Source organism: Streptomyces sp. NPDC001068, from assembly GCF_042897315.1.
In the GTDB taxonomy this organism is placed as follows: domain Bacteria; phylum Actinomycetota; class Actinomycetes; order Streptomycetales; family Streptomycetaceae; genus Streptomyces.
Window position 1 is genome coordinate 258,271 of the sequence record NZ_JBIAYD010000009.1, and the last position, 24,921, is coordinate 283,191.

General features: G+C 73.6%; 23 protein-coding genes and 1 pseudogene. 10 read left to right on the top strand and 14 right to left on the bottom strand.

What is annotated here, in order from left to right:
- Window positions 1-70 precede the first annotated feature (70 nt).
- Together ACFY3I_RS25740 and ACFY3I_RS25745 are read left to right on the top strand one after the other, a co-directional pair.
- Window positions 71-2,146, top strand: coding sequence for a SpoIIE family protein phosphatase (locus ACFY3I_RS25740; RefSeq protein ID WP_390863029.1), 2,076 nt, complete (start codon window positions 71-73; stop codon window positions 2,144-2,146).
- Between the two features lie 204 nt (window positions 2,147-2,350).
- A complete protein-coding gene (locus ACFY3I_RS25745) occupies window positions 2,351-3,076 on the top strand; it encodes a hypothetical protein (protein WP_390863031.1) in 726 nt (241 codons plus the stop codon).
- Between the two features lie 99 nt (window positions 3,077-3,175).
- On the opposite strand, the gene ACFY3I_RS25750 is transcribed toward ACFY3I_RS25745, so the two are convergent.
- Both ACFY3I_RS25750 and ACFY3I_RS25755 read right to left on the bottom strand, forming a co-directional pair.
- On the bottom strand, window positions 3,176-3,979 hold the full coding sequence (locus ACFY3I_RS25750; protein ID WP_390863033.1) for a putative protein N(5)-glutamine methyltransferase: 804 nt from the start codon (window positions 3,977-3,979) through the stop codon (window positions 3,176-3,178).
- A 31-nt stretch (window positions 3,980-4,010) separates the two neighbouring features.
- Complete coding sequence (locus tag ACFY3I_RS25755; RefSeq protein WP_390863035.1) at window positions 4,011-5,063, bottom strand: hypothetical protein; 1,053 nt, start codon at window positions 5,061-5,063, stop codon at window positions 4,011-4,013.
- A gap of 183 nt (window positions 5,064-5,246) precedes the next feature.
- On the opposite strand from ACFY3I_RS25755, the gene ACFY3I_RS25760 reads away from it, so the two are divergent.
- Entirely contained in the window at window positions 5,247-5,648 is a 402-nt protein-coding gene (locus ACFY3I_RS25760; protein WP_390863328.1) for a MarR family winged helix-turn-helix transcriptional regulator, read from the top strand.
- On the opposite strand, the gene ACFY3I_RS25765 is transcribed toward ACFY3I_RS25760, so the two are convergent.
- Both ACFY3I_RS25765 and ACFY3I_RS25770 read right to left on the bottom strand, forming a co-directional pair.
- Complete coding sequence (locus ACFY3I_RS25765; RefSeq protein WP_390863037.1) at window positions 5,609-6,358, bottom strand: GNAT family N-acetyltransferase; 750 nt, start codon at window positions 6,356-6,358, stop codon at window positions 5,609-5,611. The genes ACFY3I_RS25760 and ACFY3I_RS25765 overlap by 40 nt on opposite strands.
- On the bottom strand, window positions 6,355-7,278 hold the full coding sequence (locus ACFY3I_RS25770) for an NADP-dependent oxidoreductase (protein ID WP_390863039.1): 924 nt from the start codon (window positions 7,276-7,278) through the stop codon (window positions 6,355-6,357). The genes ACFY3I_RS25765 and ACFY3I_RS25770 overlap by 4 nt, the downstream gene beginning before the upstream one ends.
- 518 nt (window positions 7,279-7,796) lie before the next feature.
- Here ACFY3I_RS25770 and ACFY3I_RS25775 point away from each other — a divergent pair.
- Together ACFY3I_RS25775 and ACFY3I_RS25780 are read left to right on the top strand one after the other, a co-directional pair.
- Complete coding sequence (locus ACFY3I_RS25775) at window positions 7,797-8,384, top strand: DUF3592 domain-containing protein (RefSeq protein ID WP_390863040.1); 588 nt, start codon at window positions 7,797-7,799, stop codon at window positions 8,382-8,384.
- 134 nt (window positions 8,385-8,518) lie between these two features.
- A complete protein-coding gene (locus tag ACFY3I_RS25780; RefSeq protein ID WP_390863041.1) occupies window positions 8,519-9,487 on the top strand; it encodes an acetylxylan esterase in 969 nt (322 codons plus the stop codon).
- 91 nt (window positions 9,488-9,578) lie between these two features.
- Here ACFY3I_RS25780 and ACFY3I_RS25785 read toward each other — a convergent pair whose 3' ends face one another.
- Window positions 9,579-9,908 carry a hypothetical protein gene (locus ACFY3I_RS25785; protein WP_365287760.1) on the bottom strand — a complete coding sequence of 110 codons (330 nt, stop codon included), beginning with the start codon at window positions 9,906-9,908 and terminating at the stop codon, window positions 9,579-9,581.
- A gap of 242 nt (window positions 9,909-10,150) precedes the next feature.
- On the opposite strand from ACFY3I_RS25785, the gene ACFY3I_RS25790 reads away from it, so the two are divergent.
- From ACFY3I_RS25790 to ACFY3I_RS25800, 3 genes are all read left to right on the top strand, one after another.
- A complete protein-coding gene (locus tag ACFY3I_RS25790; RefSeq protein ID WP_390863042.1) occupies window positions 10,151-11,038 on the top strand; it encodes a CDP-diacylglycerol diphosphatase in 888 nt (295 codons plus the stop codon).
- A gap of 121 nt (window positions 11,039-11,159) precedes the next feature.
- Window positions 11,160-12,326: a serine hydrolase domain-containing protein gene (locus tag ACFY3I_RS25795; RefSeq protein ID WP_390863044.1), complete on the top strand. Its 1,167-nt coding sequence runs from the start codon at window positions 11,160-11,162 to the stop codon at window positions 12,324-12,326.
- 120 nt (window positions 12,327-12,446) lie between these two features.
- Window positions 12,447-13,190 carry a GntR family transcriptional regulator gene (locus ACFY3I_RS25800; protein ID WP_390863046.1) on the top strand — a complete coding sequence of 248 codons (744 nt, stop codon included), beginning with the start codon at window positions 12,447-12,449 and terminating at the stop codon, window positions 13,188-13,190.
- Here the strand turns inward: ACFY3I_RS25800 and ACFY3I_RS25805 are convergent.
- The 3 genes from ACFY3I_RS25805 to ACFY3I_RS25815 form a co-directional block, all read right to left on the bottom strand.
- A complete protein-coding gene (locus tag ACFY3I_RS25805; protein ID WP_390863048.1) occupies window positions 13,160-13,918 on the bottom strand; it encodes a class I SAM-dependent methyltransferase in 759 nt (252 codons plus the stop codon). The genes ACFY3I_RS25800 and ACFY3I_RS25805 overlap by 31 nt on opposite strands.
- Before the next feature lie 34 nt (window positions 13,919-13,952).
- On the bottom strand, window positions 13,953-14,843 hold the full coding sequence (locus tag ACFY3I_RS25810) for a hypothetical protein (RefSeq protein ID WP_390863049.1): 891 nt from the start codon (window positions 14,841-14,843) through the stop codon (window positions 13,953-13,955).
- Between the two features lie 117 nt (window positions 14,844-14,960).
- Entirely contained in the window at window positions 14,961-16,196 is a 1,236-nt protein-coding gene (locus tag ACFY3I_RS25815) for a cytochrome P450 (RefSeq protein ID WP_390863051.1), read from the bottom strand.
- Window positions 16,197-16,591: 395 nt separating this feature from the next.
- Here ACFY3I_RS25815 and rho point away from each other — a divergent pair, with 395 nt between their 5' ends.
- The gene (gene rho, locus ACFY3I_RS25820; RefSeq protein WP_390863053.1) at window positions 16,592-17,740 is read left to right on the top strand and encodes a transcription termination factor Rho; all 1,149 of its coding nucleotides are present in this window, start codon (window positions 16,592-16,594) and stop codon (window positions 17,738-17,740) included.
- A gap of 94 nt (window positions 17,741-17,834) precedes the next feature.
- Window positions 17,835-18,680 (top strand): annotated as a pseudogene (locus ACFY3I_RS25825) (D-alanyl-D-alanine carboxypeptidase family protein); the annotation flags it as partial.
- 89 nt (window positions 18,681-18,769) lie between these two features.
- Here ACFY3I_RS25825 and ACFY3I_RS25830 read toward each other — a convergent pair.
- From ACFY3I_RS25830 to ACFY3I_RS25855, 6 genes are all read right to left on the bottom strand, one after another.
- A complete protein-coding gene (locus ACFY3I_RS25830) occupies window positions 18,770-20,113 on the bottom strand; it encodes a glycosyltransferase family 87 protein (protein WP_390863330.1) in 1,344 nt (447 codons plus the stop codon).
- A gap of 14 nt (window positions 20,114-20,127) precedes the next feature.
- Window positions 20,128-21,522 carry a polyprenol phosphomannose-dependent alpha 1,6 mannosyltransferase MptB gene (mptB, locus tag ACFY3I_RS25835; RefSeq protein ID WP_365287407.1) on the bottom strand — a complete coding sequence of 465 codons (1,395 nt, stop codon included), beginning with the start codon at window positions 21,520-21,522 and terminating at the stop codon, window positions 20,128-20,130.
- Between the two features lie 294 nt (window positions 21,523-21,816).
- Window positions 21,817-22,752 (bottom strand): glutaminase, encoded by a 936-nt coding sequence (locus tag ACFY3I_RS25840; RefSeq protein WP_365287405.1) that lies wholly within the window; start codon window positions 22,750-22,752, stop codon window positions 21,817-21,819.
- Window positions 22,753-22,823: 71 nt separating this feature from the next.
- The gene (locus ACFY3I_RS25845; protein ID WP_390863056.1) at window positions 22,824-23,834 is read right to left on the bottom strand and encodes an asparaginase; all 1,011 of its coding nucleotides are present in this window, start codon (window positions 23,832-23,834) and stop codon (window positions 22,824-22,826) included.
- A gap of 43 nt (window positions 23,835-23,877) precedes the next feature.
- The gene (locus ACFY3I_RS25850) at window positions 23,878-24,042 is read right to left on the bottom strand and encodes a hypothetical protein (RefSeq protein ID WP_390863057.1); all 165 of its coding nucleotides are present in this window, start codon (window positions 24,040-24,042) and stop codon (window positions 23,878-23,880) included.
- 79 nt (window positions 24,043-24,121) lie between these two features.
- Entirely contained in the window at window positions 24,122-24,799 is a 678-nt protein-coding gene (locus tag ACFY3I_RS25855; RefSeq protein ID WP_390863331.1) for a FadR/GntR family transcriptional regulator, read from the bottom strand.
- Window positions 24,800-24,921: the final 122 nt, after the last annotated feature.

Below are 24,921 nucleotides of genomic sequence, written 5' to 3' on the forward strand. Positions count from 1 at the left end.
GCGCGAGAGAAAAAGGGGAGTCGGCACGGGGGACGCCGTGCCGTGCGCGGGTCCGAAGGCGGTGCGTGGGATGAGTCCAGCCGAGGCGTCGGGAGCCGGCGAGGAGCCGGTACGCGGGCCGGTGCGCCCCGGCGGCCTGCTCGACGTCCTCGGTGTGGCCTCGGTCGTCCTGGACGCCAAGGGGCGCATCGTGCTGTGGAGCCCCCAGGCCGAGGAGCTGTTCGGCTACACGGCCCCGGAGGCGCTCGGGCAGTACGCGGCCCGGCTGATGGTGGACGAACGCCACATCGAACTGGTCGGCAGGCTGTTCTCGGACGTGATGCGCACCGGGCAGAGCTGGGCCGGCGGATTCCCGATCCTGCGCAAGGACGGCACCACCCATGTGGTGGAGTTCCGCAACATGCGGCTCACGGACGACAACGGCGACCTGTTCGCCCTCGGGCTGGCCGCCGACCAGTCGACGGTACGCCGGCTGGAGCAGGACGTGGCACTCTCCGAGCGGATCGTGAAACAGTCGCCGATCGGGCTGGCCGTCCTCGACACCCGGCTGCGGTTCGTCTCGGTCAACCCGGCGCTGGAGCGGATGAACGGGGTCCCGGCCGAGGAGCACGTGGGGCGCACGCTCCGCGAGGTGCTGCCCAGTCTGGACGCCGACGCCCTGGAGTCCGCGTACCTTCGGGTGCTGCGGACCGGTGAACCGGTGATCGACCAGGCCACGGTGGGCACCACCCCGGCCGACCCGGACGAGGAGCACATCTGGTCCCTGTCGGTCTACCGGCTGGAGGACGCGCTGGACAACGTCCTGGGTGTGGCGACCTCGGTGGTGGACATCACCGGGCCCTACCGGGCCCGCGTCGAGGCGGAGAACGCGCGCCGGCGGCTGGCCGTGCTCGCCGCCGCCTCGACCCGGATCGGCACCACCCTCGATCTGGAGCGCACCGCCGCCGAGCTGGCCGACGTCGCGGTGCCCGAGCTGGCCGACGTGGCGGCCGTGGACCTGCTGGACACGGTCGTCGAGGGCCGGCGCAGCAGGCTGGACCCCGCCGAACCCGCCATGCTGCGCGCCCTCGCCGTGCGCGCGGAGCGGGACGCCTGCGCGGTGCAGGCGGCCGACACGCCGGGCACGGTCGCCCGGTACGCCCCGGACCGGCTGGTCACGCGGTGCGTACGGACCGGTGAGGCGGTCCTGGTACGGCAGGTCGGGGCCGAGGACCTGCCGAGGATCGCCCGCTCCCCCGAGGCGGCCGCGCTGCTGGAACGGTCCGGGCTGCACTCGTATCTGGCGGTGCCGCTGATCGCCCGCGGCGAGGTGCTGGGCGCCCTCGACCTCAAACGCACCAGCAATCCGGCGCCGTTCGACGAGGACGACCTGCTGCTGGCCCGGGAACTGGCGGCCCGCGCGGCCATGCAGATCGACAACGCCCGCTGGTACCAGAACGCCCGCACGACCGCGCTCACCCTCCAGCGCAGCCTGCTGCCCGCCCACCCGCGGGTCACCAACGGCCTGGAGGTCGCCTCGCGGTACCAGCCGGCCGGCGCCACCGTCGAGGTCGGCGGCGACTGGTTCGACGTCATCCCGCTGGAGGGCGGCCGGACCGCGCTGGTGGTGGGCGACGTGATGGGCAACGGCATCAACGCGGCCGCGACGATGGGCCGGTTGCGCACCGCGACCAACACGCTGGCCTCGCTCGGCCTCGATCCGGCCGTCCTGCTGGAGCACCTGGACAAGACCACCTCGGGCCTCGACCACTCCATCGCCACCTGCGTGTACTCCGTGCACGACCCGTCGCTGCGCCAGTGCCGGATCGCCAACGCCGGCCATCTGCCCCCGGTCCGGGTCCGCCCCGGGCGGCCGCCGGAACTGCTCGACCTGCCCACCGGCGTACCGCTGGGTGTCGGCGGGATTCCGTTCGCCACCACGACCGTGGACTTCGAACCCGGTGACGAACTGGTGCTCTACACCGACGGCCTGGTGGAGACCCGCAGTCACTCGCTGGACGAGCGGCTGGACGCGCTGCTGGCCCTGCTCGACGGCCCCGCCCGCCCGTTGGAGGAGGTCTGCGACCTGCTGCTGCGCGAGCTGCACCATCCCGACAACCACGACGACGTGGCACTGCTGATCGCGCGGGCGCAGGAACCGCCCTGAGGGCTGTGCGGCGTCCGGGCGCGCTCGCACACGGATCCGCGCGCCTCGCACACGGATCCGCGCGCCTTCGCAGGAGCACTTCACGGGTGCTCGGCAAGGGCACTTCACAGGTACTCGTTACCGGGACCTTATGGGTGAAAACCGACAATTCTCGGACAGGCATGCCTCGCCAGGCCGCGTGCCGTTCGCCGATGGGAGCGAGCCGTGACGCAGGAACCGGAGCAGGAACACCGCCGTGACGGCGGAACCGACCCGTCGATCCCGCCGATGCCGGATCGTCCCCCGCAGGCCCGCCCCGGCCGGGAGCTGCTCCCCGCGACCGCGCCGGACCGTGTGCCGGGTGCCCGGGCACGCGATCTGTGGCACCGGCAGCCGGCCCGCGCGCGTGCCGTGACCGTGGCCCTCGTCGTCGGGGCGCTGGCCCTGGGCGGCACCGCGGCGTTCGCCGCCGGCTCCGGCACGGGCCCCGCGACGTCACCCGCGGCCTCGGGGACGCCGTCGGCTCCGAACGGCCACGGACACGGCCACGGGCACGGCCGGTTCGGCATGGGTCTGGGCGTGCACGGGGAGGCGACCGTCAAGGATCCCGACACCGGTGAGTACGTGGTGCGGGTCTGGCAGCGGGGCACGGTGCAGAAGGTGGCCGGCGACCAGGTCACGGTGAAGAGCGACGACGGTACGTCGTGGACGTGGACGGTGAGCTCGGGCGTCAAGGTGCGGGGTGACTCCGACACGCTCAAGAAGGACGCCAAGGCGTTCGTGGTCGGCACCCGCGGCGACGACGGCAAGCAGACGGCGGCGGCCGCCTTCTCCGGCGACCTCAAGGGCATGGGCCGGGGCGGCGGCCACGACCACGGCGGCCCGTGGCACCACCGCGGCGACCGCTCGCCGTCCCCGAGCGCCTCGTCCTCCGGCGGGGCGACGACCTAGGGACGCCGCCCGGATCGCCCCGGTCCGCGTCTCCCGGCACCGCGGGTCGCCGTGCCGGCCGGCACCCGGGCCGGACCGGTGCCGGGGTCGTGTTCCGGCCTACGACGCGTCCCGTACGCCGATCACGTCCCGTACGCCGATCACGACGTTGGCGTACATCTCCTCCGAGACCGCGAGCCGCGCGGTCAGGCCGGCGTCGGCGAAGGCCTCGACGGCCGCCGCGGCCTGGAGTTCGCTGGTCTCGACGAGCACGCAGCCGCCGGGCGCCAGCCACCCTGGCGCCCCGGCGGCGACCCTGCGCAGCACGTCGAGGCCGTCGCCGCCCCCGTCGAGGGCGACCAGCGGTTCGTGGTCGCGGGCCTCGGCGGGCAGCAGGCCCACCTCGCCGCTGGGGACGTAGGGCACGTTCGCCGCGAGGATGCCGATCCGGCCGCGCAGGGCGGTCGGCAGGGCGTCGAACAGGTCGCCCAGATGGGCATGGCCGCCGTAGGGGGCGATGTTGCGGCGGGCGCAGTCGACCGCGGCCGGTTCGATGTCGGCCGCGTGCAGTTCGGTGGCACCGAGAGCGGCGGCGAGGGCCGCGCCCACCGCGCCCGACCCGCAGCACAGGTCCACGACGACGGACGCGTCCGGAGCCTGGGCGAGGGCCTGGTCGACGAGGAACTCGGTGCGGCGGCGGGGCACGAACACGCCGGGTTCCACGAGCACCCGCAGCCCGTGGAAGCCGGCCCAGCCCAGGACGTGTTCGAGGGGCTGCCCGGCGGCGCGCCGGTCCACCATCACGGCGAGTTCGCCGGGGGTGCGGGCGGTCGCGAGGATCAGGTCGGCCTCGTCCTCGGCGAAGACACAGCCCGCGGCGCGCAGCGCGGAGACGACGGCGGTGGTGTCGGTGAGCGGCAGCATCGCCGTGAGCCTATCCGCCTGTGGTGCGGCGTCACACGCCGACCGTCTCCTCCTCCTCGACGTCCGCCTCGTCCGGCAGCGTATGGGCCGCGGGCGCGGCGTGCGAGTGCCGTGCGACCGGACGCGCGGCCCGGGCGCGCTCGTACAGCGCGGCGGCCGAGGTGAGCGCGAGGCCGACGAGCAGCCAGATCACGAGGGTCCACACGTCGCGGTGCAGGCCGTCGTTCCCGAAGTACAGCAGGCTGCGCAGGCCCTCGACGAAGCCGGCGCCGTTCCAGAAGGCGTGCAGGGTGCCGAAGAAGCCGTTCTGCAGGTCGGGGCGGAACAACCCGCCGGAGCTGGTGAAGTTGAGCATCACGAACAGCACCATCATGACCAGCGTGGTCCAGCGCTTCAGGAAGGTGTGCACGCCGACGCCGATGAACAGGATGCCCGCCGAGTAGAGCCAGGCCATGCCCCAGACGCCGGCCAGGTCGTGGTGGGCGAGGTGGAAGGCAGGTCCGGCGAGCAGCGCCCCGATGCCGCTGACGACGGCGGAGACGCCGAGCGCGAGCAGGGCGCGGATCCGCATGGGAAGCGTGCCGCCGGCCGCGCCGAGGGCGGCGACCGAGGCGTAGGAGCCGATGCTCACGGCGATGAGCAGGAAGAACAGCCCCTGTCCGGTGGGATCGTCGGCGACCGGCCGGACCACGTCGGTGACCTTGAGCGGGCGGTCGTCGTGGGCGGCGACGGGGGTGAAGACCTTCTCGACGGCGGTGGCGTCCATGTCGGAGGCGGCACTGGCGACGATCAGCTCGGGTGCCTTGGCCTTCGGCACGTAGGCGCCGGTGACGGCGCGGGACGTCACCAGGTCGACGGCCGCGGCGCGGGTCGGAACGGTACGGACGTCGAGCAGGTCACCCGTGAGGTCCTTGACGGTCTGCGCGAACACCTTGGCCTTCGGCCCGGTGCCGACGACGGCGACGGGCACGTGGTGGGGTTCCGGATGGACGAAGGCGCCCAGATAGGCCATCCCCATGCCCAGGCACATCAGCAGCGGGGTGAGCAGATGCGTGAGCACGTGGCGCAGCGCCGGTGACCTCATCGCGTACGACCTCCAGACCTTGCGGGCAAACAAGTTGGCTTATACAACTCATGATTAAGTTGTACTATACAACTAGAAGGTCCGGAGGAGGTAATCCGTGGAGACGTCGCAGGTGCAGGGACAGCCGTGGCAGGTCCTGCCGTGACCCCGGCCGAGGTCGCCGTCGAGACCATCCAGCGGGAGATGACGGCCTTCGCGCGCCGGGCCAGGGCGTCCGCCGGGCGCATGCACCCCGAGCTGTCACTGGTGTCGTACACGCTCCTCGGACACCTGGAGGAGCGTGGCGGCTGCCGGGCCGTCGACCTGGCCGCGCACTACGCGCTGGACAAGTCGACGGTCAGCCGGCAGGTGGGGGCGCTGGAGCGGACCGGTCTGATCGAGCGCCGCCTGGACCCGGAGGACCACCGGGTCCAGGTACTGCATCTCACCGAGGCCGGACAGGAGATCCTGGCCCAGGTCACCCAAAGCCGCCGGACGGCCTTCCGGGAGCGGCTGGCGGACTGGCCGGAGGAGGACCTGGTCAGGTTCGCCGGATACCTGGAGCGCTACAACACCGGGGCGTCCGCCGGCACCGGCGAGGCCTGACCGAGCGGCTGCGGGACCCGGGCCGCGAGGAAGGCGGTGCGGCGGCGCACCCGGAAACCGAGGGACTCGTACAGCCGGATCGCGGTGGCGTTCCCGGCACTCGTGTGCAGGAACGGGGTCTCGCCGCGGGCCCGGATGCCGTACGCGACCGCGCGGATCAGCCGGGTGGCCAGGCCCTCGCCGCGGTACGCCGGGTCGGTGCACACCGCGCTGATCTCGGTCCAGCCCGGCGGGTGCAGCCGCTCCCCCGCCATCGCGATCAGCCGGCCGTCCCGGCGGATGCCGAGGTAGGTGCCGAGCTCGATGGTGCGGGGCAGGAACGGGCCCGGCCTGGTGCGCTCGATGAGATCGAGGATCTCGGGCACGTCGGCGGGGCCGAGCCGGACCGCCAGCGGTTCCCGGACGGCGTCCATGCCCTCGTCGACCAGTTGCACGCCCGGGATGTTCATGGTCGGTTCCCAGCCGTCCGGGAGGTCACCGCGGTAGCCGGGCAGCCCGACCTCCGTGCCGGGCCCGGACAGGGCGGCGAGATCGGCCCAGTCCTCGGCGCCGGGATCGTCCGGCAGCGCCAGCCACGGGGAGACGTCGACCGGATAGCGCAGGATCCGGCCGCGCCGCTCCGCGAAGCGGGCGTGCGGGCCGGTGAGGGAGGCGCGGGCGGGGTTGTCCAGGACGTGCGGCGCGCCCACGCGGGGTCCGGGGACGCTCATGCGGCGACCTCGATGACGATCTTGCCGCGCGCGTGCCCGTCCTCGACGGTGCGCAGTGCCCGGCCGGCCTCGTCGAACGGGAAGGTCCGCGAGACGTGCGGGTCGAGTTCACCGCCCACGACCAGTTCGGCCACCTCGTCCAGAACGGCGGCGGTGCGGGCGCGTTCGACCCGGCTGCCGCCCAGCGCGGCCACCGTGTCCGGGGCGGCTCCCGCGGTGATCAGCCTGGTGCGGTCCGCAAGCAGACCGGCCGCCTCGACCAGCGCCTCGCCCCCGACCAGGTCGTAGACCGCGTCCACCCCCTGGGGCGCGGCCACCCGGACCCGCTCCTGGAGACCTGGCCCGGAGGGCACGTGCACGGCCCCCAGCGACTCCACGAAGTCCTTCTTGGCCTCGCTCGCCACGCCCACCACCCGCAGCCCCCAGGCACGGGCGATCTGCAGGACCGCCGCGCCGACTCCGCCGCCCGCACCGGTGACCAGCAGGGTCGAGCCCTCGGGCAGTTCGAGCTGGCGTACCCCGTCGTAGGCGGTGGCCGCGGCGACCGGCAGCGTGGCGGCGTCGGTGAAGGACAGCGCGGCGGGCTTGTGCGCCGTCACGGACGCCCTCAGCAGGACGTACTCGGCGAACGCGCCGGTGACGGTGTTGCCGAAGACCTCGTCGCCGGACTCGAACCCGCGCACGCCCTCGCCGACCTCCACGACCACCCCGGCGGCCTCGCTGCCGAGAATCACCGGGAAGCGCGCCTCGCCCTCGCCCGGGCGCCGGAAACCGCCGCGCAGCTTCCAGTCGACGGGGTTGACCCCCGCCGCCCGCACCGCGACCAGCAGCTCGCCGGGGCCGGGAACGGGCCGGTCCACCTCGGCGAACGCCTCGGTCTCGGGCCCGCCGTGCCTGGTGTAGACGTACGCCTTGGGCATCGTTCTTCCTCGCTCTCGGAATGCTGTCTCCCGGTGTCCCGGAACCGGCACTCTGGGGCAAGGACGATCGCCCGGACGCTATTCCCGCACCGTCGGGTTGTTCATACGGCCGCAACGGTCGGGGTCCTGAGCCGGTTCGCCGGTCGTCGCCGCGGAGCCGGGTTCCCCGGTCGTCGCCGCGGAGCCGGTGATCTCGGAGGGGCGGTCCCGCTACGAACTCCCCGGACGGGACGACGGCACTCGCGTAGGCGATCCCTTCTCGGCCCGGGGGCCGGAACGCGCGGCCCGTGCTCCTTCCCATGATGGGAGGGGCCGCGCCGGAACGCCTGCGGGCGGGATGTCCTGCCATGACGGGCCCGTCCCCGCAAGGGCGTACGGGCGGATTGCCCCCGGTAGGCGGACCGGCTTACGCCGTACGGGCCGACAGGCCGTGTGGACGCTCGCGTGCAAGGGGGGCACGCTGGAGCTGCGGACCGGCTGTCCGGCCCTACGGCTCCCGTGGCGGCGAGGAGGTCGACATGCGTACCCGAGTGCGTGGCTGGCGCTGGCGGCAGAACCCGCTGCGGCGCAGGTCCGACCAGGTGGAGGCCTGGATCGCGCTGGCCGTCGCGGTCCTGATCTGCGTGGGCGCGCCCCTGGTGGGGGCCGTGACGGGGCTGTGGGCCCATGAGCAGGCGCGGTCGGTGGCGACGGCGCAGCGGGCCGAGCGGCACATGGTCCGCGCGGTGGTGGTCGGCGACGCGCCGGAGCAGCTGCCGTCCGCGGACGGCAGCGACCGCGCGCACGCCTACCAGACGGACGTGCGGTGGACCGAACCCGGCAAGGGAACGAAGACCGCCGCGGCGCGGGTGCCGGCGGGGACCCGGACCGGTGACCGGGTCGACGTGTGGTTCGACCGCGGGGGACACAGCGTCGCCCCGCCGCCGAACGAGGTCGCCGTCTGGCAGCACACCGTCACCGTGGGCCTGTGCGGGACGGCGGGCGCCGCGGGCGTGGTCCTGCTCGGTCACGGTGTCGTACGCCGGGTCGCGCTGCGGCACCGGCTCGACGAGTGGGAACAGGAATGGGCCCGCACCGGACCCGACTGGACCCGCGGACGCGCTTGAGCCTTTCCTCTCGCCCGGCCGGGTGCGGGGCGGGCCGGGATGCCGTGACGGCGGCGCGGAGAGCTGGTGGGCCGTCCGACCGCCCACGTACGGTGTGATCATCCGTGTGATCACTTCGCCAAAGGCGGCTGACGATGGCCCTGTTCGACCTCCCCTTCGATGAACTTCGAGAGCACCGCAGCGCGTCGGTGGCGCCCGAGGACTTCGACGCCTTCTGGTCCGGGACGCTCCAGGAGGCCCGCGAACACGACCTGGACGCGCGCTTCGAACCGGTCGACACCGGACTGTCGACGGTCGACGTGTACGACGTGACGTTCGCCGGGTTCGGCGGCCACCCGGTCAAGGGCTGGCTGCGGCTGCCCGCCGGGGCGGCCGAACCGCTGCCGCTGCTCGTGGAGTTCATCGGCTACGGCGGCGGACGCGGGCTGGCGCACGAGAACCTGCTGTGGGCGTCGACCGGACGGGCCCACTTCGTGATGGACACCCGGGGCCAGGGCAGCGCCTGGGGCGGCGGGGGCGCCACCGCGGACCCGGTCGGCGGCGGACCGGCGTTCCCCGGGTTCATGACGCGGGGCATCGACGCCCCCGAGAACTACTACTACCGCCGTGTCTACACGGACGCGGTCCGGGCGGTCGAGGCGGCGCGCTCGCACCCGCTCACCGACGCGGCGCGGACGGTGGCGCTCGGCGCCAGCCAGGGCGGCGGGATCACCATCGCGGTCGGCGGTCTGGTCCCGGACCTGGCCGCGGTCGCCCCGGACGTGCCGTTCCTGTGCGACTTCCCGCGCGCCGTCGGCCTGACGGACCGTCACCCCTACCGCGAGGTGGCCCTTTTCCTCAAGACGCATCGCGGCCGCTCGGCGGACGTGCAGCGCACCCTGTCCTACTTCGACGGGGTGCACTTCGCGGCACGCGGTCGGGCCCCGGCGCTGTTCTCGGCGGCGCTGGAGGACCAGACCTGCCCGCCGTCCACGGTCTTCTCGGCGTTCAACGCCTGGGCGCACGAGGACAAGGAGATCGAGGTGTACGACTTCAACGACCACGAGGGCGGCGGCCCGCACCACGAGGAGGCGAAACTGCGCTGGCTGCGCGCCCGCGTCTGAGGGGCGCGGGAGCGCCGGCCCCGCGCACGCGGAGAACCGCCACCGGTGGCCGAGGGCGCTCCGGGGCTCGCCGGCACCGGGCGGACCGGGCTCAGGAGTCTGCCGGGACCCGGGGATCGTCGAGGAACCGCAGGAGTACGGCGGCCTCCTCGCGGAGTCGCCCGGCCCGGTCGGCATGGGCGGGCGCGGTCAACCGCGCGGCGGCGTCGAGGCGCTCGGCGGCCTCGGCGCGCACGACGTCGGCCATCTCGCGCTCGCTCAGTTCGAGCCGTGCGACCTCGGTGGCGCCCGCGCCCACCGGTGACTGCTCGAGGGCCATGCCGCGCAGCGCGGCTTCGTCCACGGGCGCCGCCTCCGCGTTGTCCAGCGCGGCGAGTGTCGCGCGCAGCGCGCTCACCGCGGCCTTGTCCCGGGCGCGCATCGCGTCCGGCAGCGCCTGACGCATACGGAGACGTACCGACATGCCGGTGACCCTACGGCGGGGCCGCGCGACCCACAACTCGATATTCGTACGGCTCCGCACGAACCGGCGGATGACAACCACCCTTTCAGTTGAGAGGAATTTCGCATGCCACTGCTTACTGTGTGGGTGAATCAGCGGACGGCCAGGCAGCGGCCACCACCATCGGAGAAACCATGAGTGCGGAAAAACAGCCGAGCGAAATGGACCGGCGTCAATTCGTCAGATTCTCGGGCGTCGTTGGCGCCGCCACACTCCTGGCGGGTACGGCGGCGGCCGGGAACGCGGCCGCCGCGACGGGCCCGGTGCCCACCGACCCCTCGTGCCCCACGCCTCCTCCCCCGGGCGGCGCCGGTCCGTGCCCGCCCGCCTCGATGCAGGCGCTGTGCGGCAGCCCCAACGACAACGACCTGCTGTGGAACGACGTCCGGTACTGCACCACCGGGACGCCCCCGCCGCCCGGACAGACCCCGCCCGCATGCCTCAGGACGACCCCGAACTACGTCGTGCTGCACGGCAGGCCCGAGAACCAGCACAACTACCTGCTGCTCCCCAGCTGCCGGATTTCCGGAATCGAGTGTCCGTTCCTGGTGAGCACGTCGGCGCACAACTACTGGAACGACGCGTGGGAGACCGCGAGAAGCAGCGGCAGTGTTCCCGTGCAGTACGCAAATATCGGTCTGGGCGTCAATTCGCAGGGCGCCCGGCGATATCAGCAGCTGCACATTCACATGTCCGGTGTCAGGCCGAGCACGCAGCGGCGGCTCCAGGAACTCGAGTCCATGGGCAGGATGGCCACGCAGCCCTCCCACTGGGGCGACCCGGGCAGTCAGGCGGCCGTCACGGGCCGGCCCGGTTCGGGTGACCGCACCTACCGCATCCTCAGGCTGCCCAACCTCACGCAGAACCTGTTCGCGCTGCTCTACCAGAACGTGGTGCGGCCGCAGGGGCTGAGCATGGCGAACCAGACCATGATCGTGGTCCCGAAGATGACCGCGGCCGGTTTCGCCCAGGCCTTCTACGTCCTCAACAGCGACACCTCGCTCCACGACGGCACGAGCACCTGCGACTACCTGCTCGTCTACAACTGACGCCGGATTCCGGAGCCTCGGCCGACGCACCGGCCTTCCCTCCAGTCCGACCAGTCGGTACGTTCGGGAGGCCCGGGCCGCAGAGCCGCGGCCCGGGCTTCCGGCATACGACGGAGGGCGCATGTCCGAGCACGGATCATCGGTCCACGGTCACTGCGAGCCGCGGTTCAGGGCGGTGCGGGAGGCCTTCGAGGAGAACTTCCGCGGCCGCGCGGAGCTGGGCGCCGCCGTGGCGGTGACCGTGGACGGCGAGACGGTCGTGGACCTGTGGGGCGGCTGGGCCGACCCGGGGCGCGACCGGCCCTGGGAGCGGGACACGGTGGTGAACGTGTGGTCCACGACCAAGGGCCCGGTCGCCCTGTGCGCGCACATCCTGGCCGACCGGGGCCTGCTGGACCTCGACGCGCCGGTGGCCGAATACTGGCCCGAGTTCGCGGCCGCGGGCAAGGAGCGGGTCCTCGTGCGGCACCTGCTCTCGCACCGCGCCGGACTCTGCGGCCTGCGCGAGCCGCACTCGCTCCCGCAGCTGTACGACTGGGAGTTGACGACCGCCCGGCTGGCGGCGACGGAACCCTGGTGGGAGCCCGGGACGCGGTCCGGGTACCACGCGATGACCTACGGCTTCCTGGTCGGCGAGGTGGTGCGGCGGGTGTCGGGGCTGCTGCCCGGGGCATTCCTGGAGGGGGAGGTGACCGGGCCGCTGGGCATCGACTTCACCGTCGGGCTGCCGGAGAAGGAGTCCGGGCGGGCCGCGGTCCTCGACCATCCACGGGTCACCTCGGACAGCGAACAGGCCGCGATCTTCAGCCAGTTGGCGCCCGCCGCGGTGGCGGCCCTGGCCAATCCGGGGGTGGGCGCGGCGGCGGCGAACACACCGCGGTGGCGGGCGGCCGAGATCCCGGCGGCCAACGGCCACGGAACGGCCCGCGCGGTCGCCGCGCTGTACGGGGTGTTCGCCGGCCGGGGCGAGTACGGCGGTCTGCGACTGCTGTCCACGGAGGCCGCCGAGCGGGTGCGTGAGGGCCAGGGCCCCTGCCGCGACCTGGTGCTGGGGGCGGGGTTCGAGCACGAGACCGAGGTCGCGCTCGGCCTGTGGCTGAGTGGGGCCAACGGCTCGTACGGGCCGAACCCACGGGCCTTCGGACACGACGGGTTCGGCGGTTCGTGCGGGCTCGCCGACCCCGAGGCGGGGGTGTCGCTGGGTTACGTGATGAACCGGATGGGGCCGCGGATCGCGGACGATCCACGCAAGACGGCCCTGGTGAACGCCCTCTACGCGAGCCTGTGAGGTCGGTTGGGTTTCGGCCGAACCTGCGAACCGCCCTTCCCTGATGGTTTAGACCAATGCTAGATGTGGTCGCGCAATGAGCCCGCACGGCTACGTCTTGTCACCAACAGGAGGCGCGGCATGGCCCGCACCACCCACCACGACCACTCCGAGAGCGAAGGGCAGCCTCTGTACGGGCGGATCGCGGCACAACTGCTCGACGAGCTCCGCGCCGGCACCATCCCGCCGGGCGAACGGCTGCCGGGAGAAAGACAGTTGGCACAGCACTTCGGCGTCAGCAGGGAGACCGTCCGGCAGGCGCTGGAGGTGCTGCGGCACAGCGGCCTGGTCGCCACCGACCGGCGCGGCAGCCACGCCACGCTGCACGGCCGGCCGGTGGAGAGCCCGGTCTCACTGGCCTTCCCGGTGGGCGCGGGCCCCACGGAGCACGGCGCGGTCGACCGCGCCACGGTGACCTGGGAGGAGCCCCCGCCGGGGCACGCGGCCGCCCTCGGTCTCGCCCCGCACCGGCCGACCCTGGTCCACCGCTACGAGTCCGCCGCCCCCGACGGCCGCGCCCTGCGCACCGCCGTGACCTCCTTCTCGACCGTCGCCCTGAGCGAGGTCGAGGAACTCGGCCGCTACCGGGACCGGGCCGACGGCGCCACCGCGGCCCAGTTGCGCCGCGCCTACGACTGGATGCGCAAGGCCGGCCTCACCCTGCACCACCGGGACTCGATCAGCCAGATCGCGGACGCGGCCTCGGTCCTGGTGACCCGCCGGGTGCACGACCAGTACGCCCGCCCGCTGGAGATCACCGACCTCGTGGTCGACACCCGACAGGACTCACTGGTCTACGAGTTCACGGTGCCCGCCGCGGGCTGACCCGGTCCGCCCCTCCTGGCCACGACGAGCCGGGCGCGCGGACTGCCGTCCCCGCGCCGGCCGAAACCGGGCAGCGCGCCCAGCTCCACCGAGAATCCCGCCCGCTCCAACTCCCCCAGCACCGTGCTGAGTCGGAAGGCCCGGTAGTACATGACGAACGGCGGCCGCCACAGGGCGTTGCGCACCCGCATGACGGCGTCGAAGCCGAGCAGGGCCCAGAACCCGGGGCCGGCGGGTCGGGGCGGCGCCGGCACCGGGAAGGCGAAGGCGCCGCCCGGTCGCAGGACCGAGTGGACCTGCCGGAAGAGGCCGGGCAGTTCCCGGGGCAGGAAGTGACCGAACGCCCCGAAGCTGACCACCAGGTCGAAGGCGGGTCCGAAGGGAAGGGCCCGGGCGTCCGCGCGCACCCAGCGGACGTCCGGCCCCTCAGGAGGCGGCAGCCGCCTGGCGACGTCGAGCATGCCGGCGCTGAAGTCGACGCCGGTGACGCTGTCCCGGCACACCTGGGCCAGCACGTCGAGCCCGGCGCCGGTGCCGCAGCACAGGTCGAGTCCGTCCCGGAACGGGCCGAGCGGGGTCAGCGCCTTGGCGGCCTCCTCCAGGATCGAGTCCGGGGTCCGGAAGGGGGTGTGGTCGAACTTCGGGGCCAGCAGGTCGTAGCCGCGCTCGACCGAGGACAGGGCCTGGACGGTGAGCTCGCGGAGGCTCGGGCCATCGGGGCTGAACATCCGGCCAGCCTACGGGAACGGCCGGAGCCGGGCGTCAGTCCCTGAGCTGCTCCAGCGTGGACTTGGTGTCCGTCTTCAGCCAGCCCGTCACGTCGTCGAGCGTTGGCGGGTTCTTGTCGCTGCCGTACGACGAGAAGTAGGCGCTGTAGCTCATCGTGTACGTCATCCAGCCGTCCCGCACCGCCAGCGTGGCGTACCGCGAGCCGCTGGTGCCGGAGCCGCTGCCGGTGTCCTCGGTGACCAGGTAGGCCTCGTCCCCGATGTCCTGCACCGGGCTCACGTCGTAGTCGGTGTGGCTGTCCCCGTAGTTCTTCCAGGTGGCCGTGAACTCCGGTCCCGGGTCGGTCTTGCGGTGCAGGTCGACCTGGATGGAGAGATAGGCGTCCGCGTAGCTGGACCCGGTCTTCTTGAGACTGAGACTGCAGTAGCTCTCGTCCAGGGCCGGGTCCTTCAGCACGTTCTTCGTCGGGGACGAGTCGCCGTCGGGGTACTCGTCCTGGAAGGAGGAGTAGTCCGCGCCGGAGCAGAGGTTCGCGGGTGCCTGGTAGCCGCGCAGGTCCGCGCCGCCGCCGAGACCGCCGGCCAGGAACAGGGCGGCCGCCCAGCCCGCGGAGGCCACCACCGCGCCGACGGCCAGCCACAGCACGGCTCTGCCGGCCTGGCTCCCGCCGGCCGACGGCGGCGCGGCCGGCAGCGGGTAGCCGTAACCGGGCTGCACGCCATAGGGGTTGCCCTGCGGGGGCGCCGCGGGCTGGTTGACGAGGGTCGGCTGCGCGTAGGGGTTCTGCGCGGGCGGGGGCGACTGCGGGTTCGGATACGGATACGCGGTCGGCCGGGGCTGCTGGGACGGCACCGGCGGCTGCTCGGGCTGCTGATGGGCCGGCGGCTGCTGCGGGGAGGACGGCGGCTGCGGTGGCGTGGACATGTCGTGAAGATAAGGCATTACCCGACATCAAGTCCCCTCCCGGGCATGACCGTTATGGATTGCGGACATCCGTTGCCGTCCCACGACCCGGCGGCGGGACGGAGGCCGGCCGCGCGGTCAGACGCCGAGCCGTACCGGAAGGACGTGGACGCTGTTGCCGACGAAGCTGGCCTCCCGGGCCAGACCGTCCTCGGGCACGGCCAGGTCCAGGGCGGGGAAGCGGTCGAAGAGGCGTTCCAGGGCCACGGTGGCCTCCAGCCGGGCCAGCGGGGCGCCCAGGCAGAAGTGGGCTCCGTGGCCGAGGGAGAGATGGCGGACGGCGTCGGGGCGGGCGGGCCGGGTGACGTCGAACCGCCCGGCGTCCGGGCCGTGCGCGGCCGGGTCCCGGCCGGCGGCGGAGTAGCCGGCCAGGACCGGGGTGCCGGCGGGGATCACCGTGCCGCCGAGGGCGAGGTCCCGGACGGGGTAGCGGAACGGGAAGTAGCTGACCGGGGCGTCCCAGCGCAGCGTCTCCTCCACCACGTCCGCCCAGCTCGCCCCGCCCCCGCGCACCAGGTCGAGCTGGTCGCGGTGGCCGCACAGGGCGCGCACCGCGTTGGTGATCAGGTTGAGGGTGGTCTCGTGCCCCGCGATGATCATCAGTACCAGGGTGCCGATCAGCTCCTCCTGCCCGAGCCGGTCGCCGTCCTCGTCGCGGGCGGCGATCAGGGCGCTGGTGAGGTCGTCGCCGGGCCGCTCGGCCCGGGCCGCGGCCACGGCGGCGAGGACGGCGACCAGCTCGCGGTTGGCGGCCACGGCCTCCGCCGGCCCGATGTCGGTGGCCACGACCCGGCTGGACAGCTGGTGCAGCCGGTCACGGAACTCGGCGTCCACGCCGAGCAGTTCACCGATGACGTCCATGGGCAGCGGCAGCGCGAAGTGCCGGCGCAGGTCGACGACGCCGTCCACCGCAGCGCGCCGCAGACCGTCGAGCAGGGAAGCGGCCAACTCCTCTATCCGGGGCCGCAGTCGTTCGACGCGGCGAGGCGTGAAGGCACGGCTGACCAGACCGCGCAGCCTGCGGTGGTCCTCCCCGTCCGCGGTGGTCATGCCGCGCACGGTGGCGAAGGTGCGCAACGGCCAGCCGGCCGGGATCCGGCCTTCCCGCAGCTCGGTGAAGTGCCGTGCGTCCTTCGCGACTTCGGGGTGCTGGAGGAACTCCCTGAGCGTCTCGTGCCCGAGCACGGCCATGCCTTCGACACCGCCGGGCAGGGCGACCGGTGTCACGGCGCCGCGCGCCAGCAGCCGGGCGTTGTCGGCGTGCGGGCAGCCGCCGGCGGGGTTCAGGCGGTGCGGTACGGGCGAGGTCTCCACCGGGACTCCTGACGGGGCGCGGCACGCGGGCACCGCCGATCGTAGGCGCACCCGGCCCGCCGGGATGCGGGGTTGCGCGCCACTCGTGTCCGGGGCCGGTCCGGGAATACCGGTGACCGGTTCCGTGTTGACGGCAGCGGAAGATTGGGTATAGTCCGAGCAGCACCCGTGGTCGCCCCGTTGCCGGGCCCCGGTGCCGGATTCTCTCTCCCCGCCGCTTCGGCCGTCGCTCCGCGACCGGCCCGCCGGCTTCTCCGCACCACCTCGTGACCAGGGCATCCGTGCCGTCCCGAGGTGTCGTTCCCGCCGCACGGAGGCCCGTCTCGACGCCTCCCGCTCGCGGCCCCGGCCTTCCCCCCTTCTTCGTGCCCACGTCCTCGAAAGGACCACCTCTCATGACCACCACACTCGAACCCCCCGTACAGCAGCAGGACCGGAGCGCCGTCCGGCCCGTCACCGGTGTCCTCGACATCGACGCGGGCGGGAAGGGGCAGCTGCGGGCCCCGGGCTGCCTGTCCTCCCCGGCCGACCCGCAGGTGCCGGCCGCGCTGATCCGCCGTCACGGTCTGCGCAAGGGCGACCTCGTCGAGGGCGTCCGGGGCGACCGGCGCACCCTGACCGAGGTCACGCTCGTCAACGGCCGGACGCCCGGGGAATCGCGCGGGCGCCGGCACTTCCGTGAGCTGACCCCGCTGCACCCGCGGGAGCGGATCCGCCTCGAACACCCCGCCTCCGGGCTCGCCGGACGGGTCACCGACCTGTTCGCCCCCGTCGGCAAGGGACAGCGCGGGCTGATCGTGGCCCCGCCGAAGACCGGCAAGACGGTGCTGCTCCAGCAGTACGCGGCCGCCGTCGCCGGCAACCACCCGGAGTGCCACCTCATGGTGCTGCTGCTCGACGAGCGCCCCGAGGAGGTCACCGACATGCGGCGCTCGGTCCACGGCGAGGTGTACGCCTCCACCTTCGACCGGCCCGCCAAGGAGCACATCGCGCTCGCCGAACTCGTCGTGGAGCGGGCCAAGCGGCTCGTCGAGGACGGCCGGGACGTCGTCATCCTGCTCGACTCCCTGACCCGGCTGTGCCGGGCCCACAACAACGCGGCCGCCACGAACGGCCGAACCCTCAGCGGCGGTGTCGACGCGGCCGCGCTGCTCGGCCCCAAGCGGTTCTTCGGGGCGGCCCGCAAGGTGGAGGAGGGCGGCTCGCTCACCATCCTCGCCACCGTCCTGGTGGACACCGGTTCCCGCGCGGACGGCTACTTCTTCGAGGAGCTGAAGAGCACCGGCAACATGGAGCTGCGCCTGGACCGCGAGGTGGCCGCCCGGCGCGTCTTCCCGGCCGTGGACGTCACCTCCTCCGGCACCCGGCGCGAGGAACTCCTGCTCTCCCCCGCCGAGTTGACCGTCGTACGCGGGCTGCGCCGGGCCCTGCAGAGCCGGGAGGGGAGCCAGGCCGGCCTGGAGACGCTCCTGGAGCGGATGCGCGGCACGCCGGACAACGCCACCTTCCTGCGCCGGGTCCAGCCGACCCTGCCGACGGGCTGACACCGCGGCCGGGCATGCGGCATCCGGGTTGCTCAGGACCCCCGTCCGGCCCAGGCTGCGCGCCGGAAACCGACTCCCTTCCTACGTTGATCGTATGACGATCGGATTCTCTGACCGATTTCCTCGCCGGGTGGCGGCGTCGACCTGCGCCCTCTGCGTGGCAGGCCTGCTGGCGCTCACGCCCGGCACGGCCGCCGCCGGCTCCGCGGCGCTGGACCCGGCCCCGCCCCCACGCGCGGTGGTGCCCGGGCCGTCCCTGCTCTACCACTCCGGTACCCAGGTACGGCCGCACGCCGGGGTGCCCGAGGTCCCGGACGTCTCGGCGCTGTCCTGGCTGATCGCCGACGCGTCCAGCGGCCAGGTGCTGGCGGCGAACGAGGCGCATCGCGCACTGCCGCCGGCCAGCACCCTGAAGACCCTGTTCGCGCTCACCGTGCTGCCGGTCCTGCCGGGCGGTCTGGAACACCGGGTGACACACCAGGAGCTGGCCGACGTCGAGGAGGGCAGCAGCCTGGTCGGCGTCGAGGAGGGCCACACCTACCGGGTGTCCGACCTGTGGCGCGGGGTCTTCCTCAGCTCGGGCAACGACGCCGTGCACGTCCTGGCGGCGCTCGACGGCGGCTGGGACCGCACCGTCTCCCTGATGCAGGCCAAGGCGCGTTCCCTGGGCGCCCTGGACACGCACGTCGAGTCCCCCGACGGCTACGACGCACCGGGGCAGGTCTCCTCCGCGTTCGACCTGGCGGTGTTCGGCCGGGCCGGGCTGCGCAACCAGGACTTCGCCCGGTACTGCTCCACCGCCTCGGCCCAGTTCCCGGCCGACGCCGGATGGTCGTTCGGCATCCAGAACACCAACCGGCTGCTGACCGGCGAGGACGGAGTGCCGCGCTACCCCGGCCTGATCGGGATCAAGAACGGCTACACCACCAACGCCGGCAACACCCTGGTCGCCGCCGCCAAGCGGGGCGGGCGCACCCTGATCGTGACCGTGATGAACCCTCAGGACGGCGGCATCTACGACGAGTCCCGTCAGCTGCTCGACTGGGGTTTCGAGGCGGCCGGACGGGTCGACCCGGTGGGCTCGCTGGACGCCCTGCGGGCCAAGCCGCGGCCCCGGCCGGGACCGAGCACCGTACCGATGGCGGCGGCCGCCGGGCCGGAGGACGGCTCCGGCTGGTCCGAGGCCGCCATGGCCGCGGGTGTCGCGGCGCTCGGTGCGGGTGCCGTGGCCTTCGCGCTGCGGCTCAGGGGCGGCCGCTCCGCACGCGGCTGACCGGTCGGCAGGCCCAGCAGCAGACCCAGGGTGATCCACGTGTAGATGTTGCTGCCGAGGAACCCGTCGACCCCGGACGCGTCGTCGAACCACAGCCACACCACGCTGGTGCACATCACCGCGTACAGGGCGCCCGCGACCCGCGGGTACCCGGCACGGGCCAGCAGCGCGAACGAGGGCAGCAGCCACACCAGGTGGTGCACCCAGGTGATCGGGCTGACCAGGCAGGCCGTGAGACCGGTCAGCGCGAAGGCGGCCGTCCAGTTCTCGGCGGCCACCGCCCTGCGGGTCCGCCACGCCCAGACGGCGAGCGTGACCAGCACGACCGTCGCCCACAGCGGCTTGTCGGGGTGGCCGAGCCGGGCCAGTACGCCCTGCAGCGACTGGTTGGACACGTAGTCGAGCCGGCCGACCCGGCTGGTGTCCCAGAGCGCCTGCGTCCAGTAGAAGCGGGACGCCTTCGGGTCCGCCCAGGCGGCGAGCCCGGTGGCCACGAGCGCCACCGCCGTCGCGGTCGCCGCCGCCCGCCATCTGCGGGCCAGCAGCAGCATGCCGATGAAGAGCGCCGGTGTGAGCTTGACGGCGGCGGCGAGCCCGATACCGGCGCCGGCCCAGCGTCCGCGCCCGCTGCGCAGCAGACAGCAGTCGCCGAGGACCAGCGCGAGCAGCACCAGGTTCACCTGGCCGAAGCTGAAGGTGTCCCGCAGCGGCTCGAACAGGGCCAGCGCGCACAGCGCGAGCGCCCAGCGGTACCAGCCCCAGCGCCGCCAGCCCGGACCGGCCAGGATGCGCAGCACGAAGGCCAGCGCGGCCAGGTTGACCAGCAGCGAGACCGCGATGGCCAGGTGCAGCCCGACCAGCGCCATGGGCAGCATGCCGACGGCGGCGAACGGCGGATAGGTGAAGCCGTACGTCGTCCCCGGCACCCGGTAGTCGTAGATCCGCCCGCCGTGGTGCACCCAGGTGTGCACGGTGCCGTAGTAGACGCGCAGGTCGAACCAGTCGCGCAGCAGCGGCACGGTGGCCGTGAACACGGTCACGACGCCGACCAGCACCAGGACGAGCAGCGCTCTCCCCCGGTCGGTACGCGGGCCTCTCACCCCGTACGTGCCGCTCATGCCGTACGTCCCACGGCCGGGGCCTGCGCGGCCTGGTGGGCCTGCCACAGCACGACCACGCCCAGCACCCCGCCGGAGACGGCCAGGACCAGCTGGCCGACGTCGGCCGGGCCGCCGCTGGGCAGCACCGCGAGCGCGAGGACTCCGGTGACGGCGGCCACCCGGTGCCGGACCGAGGTGCTGGGCGCAGCCGCCGCTATCAGGAACAGGCCCCAGATCGCGTACCAGGGCCGGATCGCCGGCCCGAAGGCGGCGACCGCCGCGAGGCTCAGGCCCAGGGCGTAGACCGGGCGCAGCCGCAGCCGGATCCATATCAGCAGCACGGTCACCGCCGTCAGCACGAGCCCGAGCAGATGCCAGGCGGGCACGGCCAGCGGTGCCAGGTCGCTGCCGAGGTGTTCCAGGAGCGCGCCGGTCGCCCGGCCCAGCAGGCTGCTGAGGGCCCAGTTGTGCGCGGAGACGGGCGTGTCGAGCGCCCCTATCCACCCGTACCCGGTCCCCGCGACGGCGGTCGCCACCACCGTCGTGGCACCGGACGCGGCGACCGTCAGCAGGGTCGCCGCCACCGGACTACGGCCCCTGCGCGCCTGTACGACGATGATCGCGAGCAGCCCCAGCGCGGCCGGCGCCTTCACCAGCGCCGCCAGTGTGACGAGCACGGCGCCGAGGACCGGCCAGCGGCCGAGCGCCGCGACCAGACCGAGGCCCAGCAGGCCGAGCATGATGGCGTCGTTGTGGGCGCCCGCCACCAGATGCAGCAGGACCAGCGGGTTGAGGGCGCCGAGCCAGAGCGCGGCGGCCGGGTCGGCCCCGCTGTGCCGGGCCAGCCGGGGCAGCGCCACCGCCATCAGGCCGACACCGAGCAGGGCGACCAGCCGCATCCCGAAGAGCCCGGCGGGCAGTTCACCCCGGGTCAGCCCGGACAACAGCGACGCCAGGCCCATGAACGCGGGGCCGTACGGTGCGGCGGTGTTCTGCCAGACCGGGGCGACCTCGTCGGCCAGCGGGCCGCCGAGCTGCGCGGGTCCGGCGGTGTAGACGTCCATGTGCGCGTCGACCATGGCGCCCTGGGCGAGGTAGCTGTAGACGTCCCGGCTGAACAGCGGGGGCGCGAGCAGCAGCGGGGCCGCCCAGACCGCGAGGACCAGCAACAGCTGGCGGGGCGTGGGCGGTTCGCCGCCGCGTACGAGGCGGCCCAGCAGCAGCCACGCCGCGATGAGCAGGACGACGCCGAAGTAGACCCCGACCAGACCGAACGCCGCCTGTACGGAGCTCGGCGCGAGGAGGTCCTCGACCGGGAGGGCGCCGGCTGTCTCACCTCCCAGTGCGAGAAAGGCGGTACCGGCCAGGCCCAGAACCTGGCATCGGCGGAGATCGACGGGGAAAGCCATGGCCAACACTGGCCCAGCGTGTCAAGGGCGGGTGGCCAGAAAGCGACGGGGCGTTTTCTTGGGAGAGACCTGGCTGTGACCGGCCAGTGATTCGCCGTCGGCGCCCGGCCGGTGGGGCGCGGGCCGCGGCACTAGGGCGTGTTGCGAAAGTCCCGTCGTTCGCCCGAAGGGCGGGCCGCGCGGCGTCAGGTGCGTGCTCTGGGGGCCCCCGGCCGAAGGCTGGGGGAGTGCCCCTTCAGGCAGTGGGGGAGCGTGCATGGCGTCGCGCGGCAGGCGGGACTTTCGCGACACGCCCTAGAACACCGACAGGCCGGTCAGTGTCGTGAAGCGGTCCAGGGCCGCCACTCCCGCCACCGAGTTGCCCCGCTCGTCCAGGCCCGGGCTCCACACGCAGATCGCGCAACGGCCCGGTACCACCGCGATGATGCCGCCTCCCACCCCGCTCTTGCCCGGCAGCCCCACCCGGTAGGCGAAGTCGCCGGCCGCGTCGTACGTGCCGCAGGTCAGCATCACCGCGTTGACCTGCTTGGCCTGGCTGCGGGTGAGCAGCCGGCTGCCGTCGGCCCGGATGCCGTGGCGGGCCAGGAACGTGGTCGCCAGGGCCAGGTCGGCGCAGGACGCGGCGACCGAGCACTGGCGGAAGTACTGGTCGAGGAGGACCGGGACCTCGTTGTCGATGTTGCCGTAGGAGGCCATGAAGTGGGCCAGGGCGGCGTTGCGGTCGCCGGACCGGGACTCGGAGGCGGCCACCTCCGTGTCGAAGGCCAGGGCCGCGTTGCCGCTCTCGGCGCGCAGGAAGGCGAGGAGTTCACCGGCCGCGTCTCCGGTACGGGTCTGGAGGCGGTCGGTGACGACGAGGGCGCCCGCGTTCACGAAGGGATTGCGCGGGATGCCGTTCTCGTACTCCAGCTGGACCAGGGAGTTGAAGGGGTTGCCGGAGGGTTCGCGGCCGACGTGCTCCCAGAGTTCGTCGCCCTCGCGGCTCAGGTCGAGGGCGAGGGTGAAGACCTTGGTGACGGACTGCGTGGAGAACGGCCGGCGCCAGTCGCCCACGCCGTAGACCGTGCCGTCCAGTTCGGCCACGGCCATGCCGAAGCTGCGGGGGTCGCAGGCGGCGAGCGCCGGAATGTAGTCGGCGGGCCGCCCGCGGCCGGGCGTCCGCTCGATCTCCTCGGCGATCCGCTCCAGGACCGGCAGAAAGGCCGGCGACGACGTAGCCATGATCACCATTGTGCCCCGGCCGGAACCCGGCGCGTGGGCGCGGGTCGGCCGGGTGAGGGACCGCTGCCGTCGAAGGCCCCCTAGACGCGGACGGAGAGCGGCTCCAGGGAACGTACGGGCCGCACGTGTCCGACCGGCCGGCCGCCGCCGAGCAGCGTCTCGCCGGCGAACTCCGTGAGCAGCTCCCGGTCCACGCCGGCCCGGGCCAACGCCGCCGCGGCGACCGGGATCCGCGCCCGGTTCGCGCCGTCGGCTATCTTCACGGCGACGGCCCGGCCGTCCGGCAGCGCGGCGACCTGCACCCCTTCGAACCCGTCCTTCGCCAGCAGCCCCGGCACGGCCGCCATCAGCGCGGCCACGTCGCGCCCCGCGCCGGACGCCATCTCCGCGTGCTGCCGCATGGCGTCGGCGACCCGTGCCTCCGGCGTGCCCGGCGCCGCGGTGACGATCCGCGACAGCGCCCGCGCGAGCCCGTGCAGGGAGACGGAGAACAGGGGGGCACCGCAGCCGTCCACGGTGGTACGGGCGATGCGCTGCCCGGTGAGGTCCTCGACGATCTCGGCGATCGCCTGCTGGAGCGGGTGTGCCGGGTCGAGGTAGTCCTCCAGCGGCCAGTCGTTAAGCTTCGCGGTCCACAGCATCGCCGCGTGCTTGCCGGAGCAGTTCTGCGCGAGCCGGGAGGGCTGCCGGCCCGCCCGCATCCAGCTGTCGCGGACCTCGGGGCCGTAGGGCATGTCAGGCACGTTGCGCAGGTCGGCTTCGGTCAGTCCGGCGAGGCCGAGGATGCGCCGGGCGCCGGCGATGTGGCGTTCCTCGCCGGAGTGGCTGGCGGCGGCCAGGGAGAGCAGCTCGCCGTCGAGCGGCAGCCCGGCCCGCAGCATGGCCACGGCCTGGACGGGCTTGAGGGCCGAGCGCGGGTAGAAGGCGGCCTCGGCGTCGCCGAGCTGGAAGGTGATCTCGCCGTCGGCGTCGAGGACGACGACGGAGCCGTGGTGGACGCCCTCGACGACTCCCCCGCGTACGAGGTGGGCGACGGGTGCGTGGAGGGGCTCTCGGACGACGGGTGCGGCCGCGGGGTAAGTGCTGTGCATCACTGCCTGGTCTCGGGTGGGTCGGGCCGGACCGGTACGCGGTTCACGCGTCGGCTCCGGCGAGGGGGTGCGCGCGCCGGCCGTGGGTGGTGTCCCGGCGGGCGCCCTGTGCGGTGTGGAGCGGCGGCGGGGACGGCACGGTGGTGCGTCCGGCGCCGCTGTCGGCGTACGTGGGGACCGGGACGGCGACGGGGAACGCCGGCGTCACGATCCCGGTCCCGGGGAGGCCCGGCCGCCGTGAGTGGGGCGCATGGTCCCGGTGGGCGCGGCCCCGGGGTGCTGTTCGCTCACGGCCCGGCGCCGTCTTCCGGACGTTCGTCCGTGCGCACGGAGCGCACGATGCGGCCGAGGGTCGTCTCGACGCGGTCCAGGTGGTGGCTCATGGCGGCCACCGCGTCGGACTCGGAGCCGTCGATCAGGGCCTCGACGATGGCGCGGTGCTCGCGGTCGGACTGCTCGCGGCGGCCGCCCAGCTCGTCGAGGAACGCCGACTGGCGGGCCAGTGCGTCCCGGATCTCCTCGATGACCCGGCGGAAGACCGGGTTCTGGGCGGCCTCGGCCACGGAGAGGTGGAAGAGGGTGTCCATCGCGACCCACGCGGTGGTGTCCGTCTCCCGCTCCATGCGGTCGAGCAGACGGGTCAGGTGGTCCAGGTTCTCCGGGGTGCGGCGCACGGCCGCGTACCCGGCGACCGGGATCTCGACGTGCCGGCGCACCTCCAGCAGGTCGCTGGCCGCGTAGTCGCCGAAGGTGGGGTCCTCGACGGCGCGGGCGAGGACGAAGGTGCCCTTGCCGGTCTTGGAGACGGTCAGGCCCATCGTCTGCAGGGCTCGCAGGGCCTCGCGCAGGACGGGCCTGCTGACCTCCAGGGAGCGGCACAGTTCCGCTTCGGAGGGGAGCTTGTCGCCGATGGCGTACGCGCCGCGCTCGATGGCGCCGCGCAGGTGCGCCAGGACCGCCTCCATGGCGCTCACACGCCGTGGGAGCTGTCCGGCTGTCCGGCTGTCTGACAGGTTCACGAGTGAGATGGTCCGGGGTGCGGGGCGCGCCTGTCAAGGGGCGCCCGAAGCCGGGGGTGCCGCCCGGC

Coding starts and splice junctions, on each gene's coding strand:
- ACFY3I_RS25760 (WP_390863328.1), top strand. CDS start 5,247: ATGACGGCCTTCGCGCGCCGGGCCAGGGCGTCCGCCGGGCGCATGCAC.
- ACFY3I_RS25845 (WP_390863056.1), bottom strand. CDS start 23,834: ATGCACAGCACTTACCCCGCGGCCGCACCCGTCGTCCGAGAGCCCCTC.
- ACFY3I_RS25775 (WP_390863040.1), top strand. CDS start 7,797: ATGCGTACCCGAGTGCGTGGCTGGCGCTGGCGGCAGAACCCGCTGCGG.
- ACFY3I_RS25740 (WP_390863029.1), top strand. CDS start 71: ATGAGTCCAGCCGAGGCGTCGGGAGCCGGCGAGGAGCCGGTACGCGGG.
- ACFY3I_RS25840 (WP_365287405.1), bottom strand. CDS start 22,752: ATGGTGATCATGGCTACGTCGTCGCCGGCCTTTCTGCCGGTCCTGGAG.
- ACFY3I_RS25785 (WP_365287760.1), bottom strand. CDS start 9,908: ATGCGCGCCCGGGACAAGGCCGCGGTGAGCGCGCTGCGCGCGACACTC.
- ACFY3I_RS25750 (WP_390863033.1), bottom strand. CDS start 3,979: ATGCTGCCGCTCACCGACACCACCGCCGTCGTCTCCGCGCTGCGCGCC.
- ACFY3I_RS25755 (WP_390863035.1), bottom strand. CDS start 5,063: ATGAGGTCACCGGCGCTGCGCCACGTGCTCACGCATCTGCTCACCCCG.
- ACFY3I_RS25855 (WP_390863331.1), bottom strand. CDS start 24,799: ATGGAGGCGGTCCTGGCGCACCTGCGCGGCGCCATCGAGCGCGGCGCG.
- rho (WP_390863053.1), top strand. CDS start 16,592: ATGACCACCACACTCGAACCCCCCGTACAGCAGCAGGACCGGAGCGCC.
- ACFY3I_RS25770 (WP_390863039.1), bottom strand. CDS start 7,278: ATGCCCAAGGCGTACGTCTACACCAGGCACGGCGGGCCCGAGACCGAG.
- ACFY3I_RS25795 (WP_390863044.1), top strand. CDS start 11,160: ATGTCCGAGCACGGATCATCGGTCCACGGTCACTGCGAGCCGCGGTTC.
- ACFY3I_RS25765 (WP_390863037.1), bottom strand. CDS start 6,358: ATGAGCGTCCCCGGACCCCGCGTGGGCGCGCCGCACGTCCTGGACAAC.
- ACFY3I_RS25790 (WP_390863042.1), top strand. CDS start 10,151: ATGGACCGGCGTCAATTCGTCAGATTCTCGGGCGTCGTTGGCGCCGCC.
- ACFY3I_RS25805 (WP_390863048.1), bottom strand. CDS start 13,918: ATGTTCAGCCCCGATGGCCCGAGCCTCCGCGAGCTCACCGTCCAGGCC.
- ACFY3I_RS25810 (WP_390863049.1), bottom strand. CDS start 14,843: ATGTCCACGCCACCGCAGCCGCCGTCCTCCCCGCAGCAGCCGCCGGCC.
- ACFY3I_RS25800 (WP_390863046.1), top strand. CDS start 12,447: ATGGCCCGCACCACCCACCACGACCACTCCGAGAGCGAAGGGCAGCCT.
- mptB (WP_365287407.1), bottom strand. CDS start 21,522: ATGGCTTTCCCCGTCGATCTCCGCCGATGCCAGGTTCTGGGCCTGGCC.
- ACFY3I_RS25780 (WP_390863041.1), top strand. CDS start 8,519: ATGGCCCTGTTCGACCTCCCCTTCGATGAACTTCGAGAGCACCGCAGC.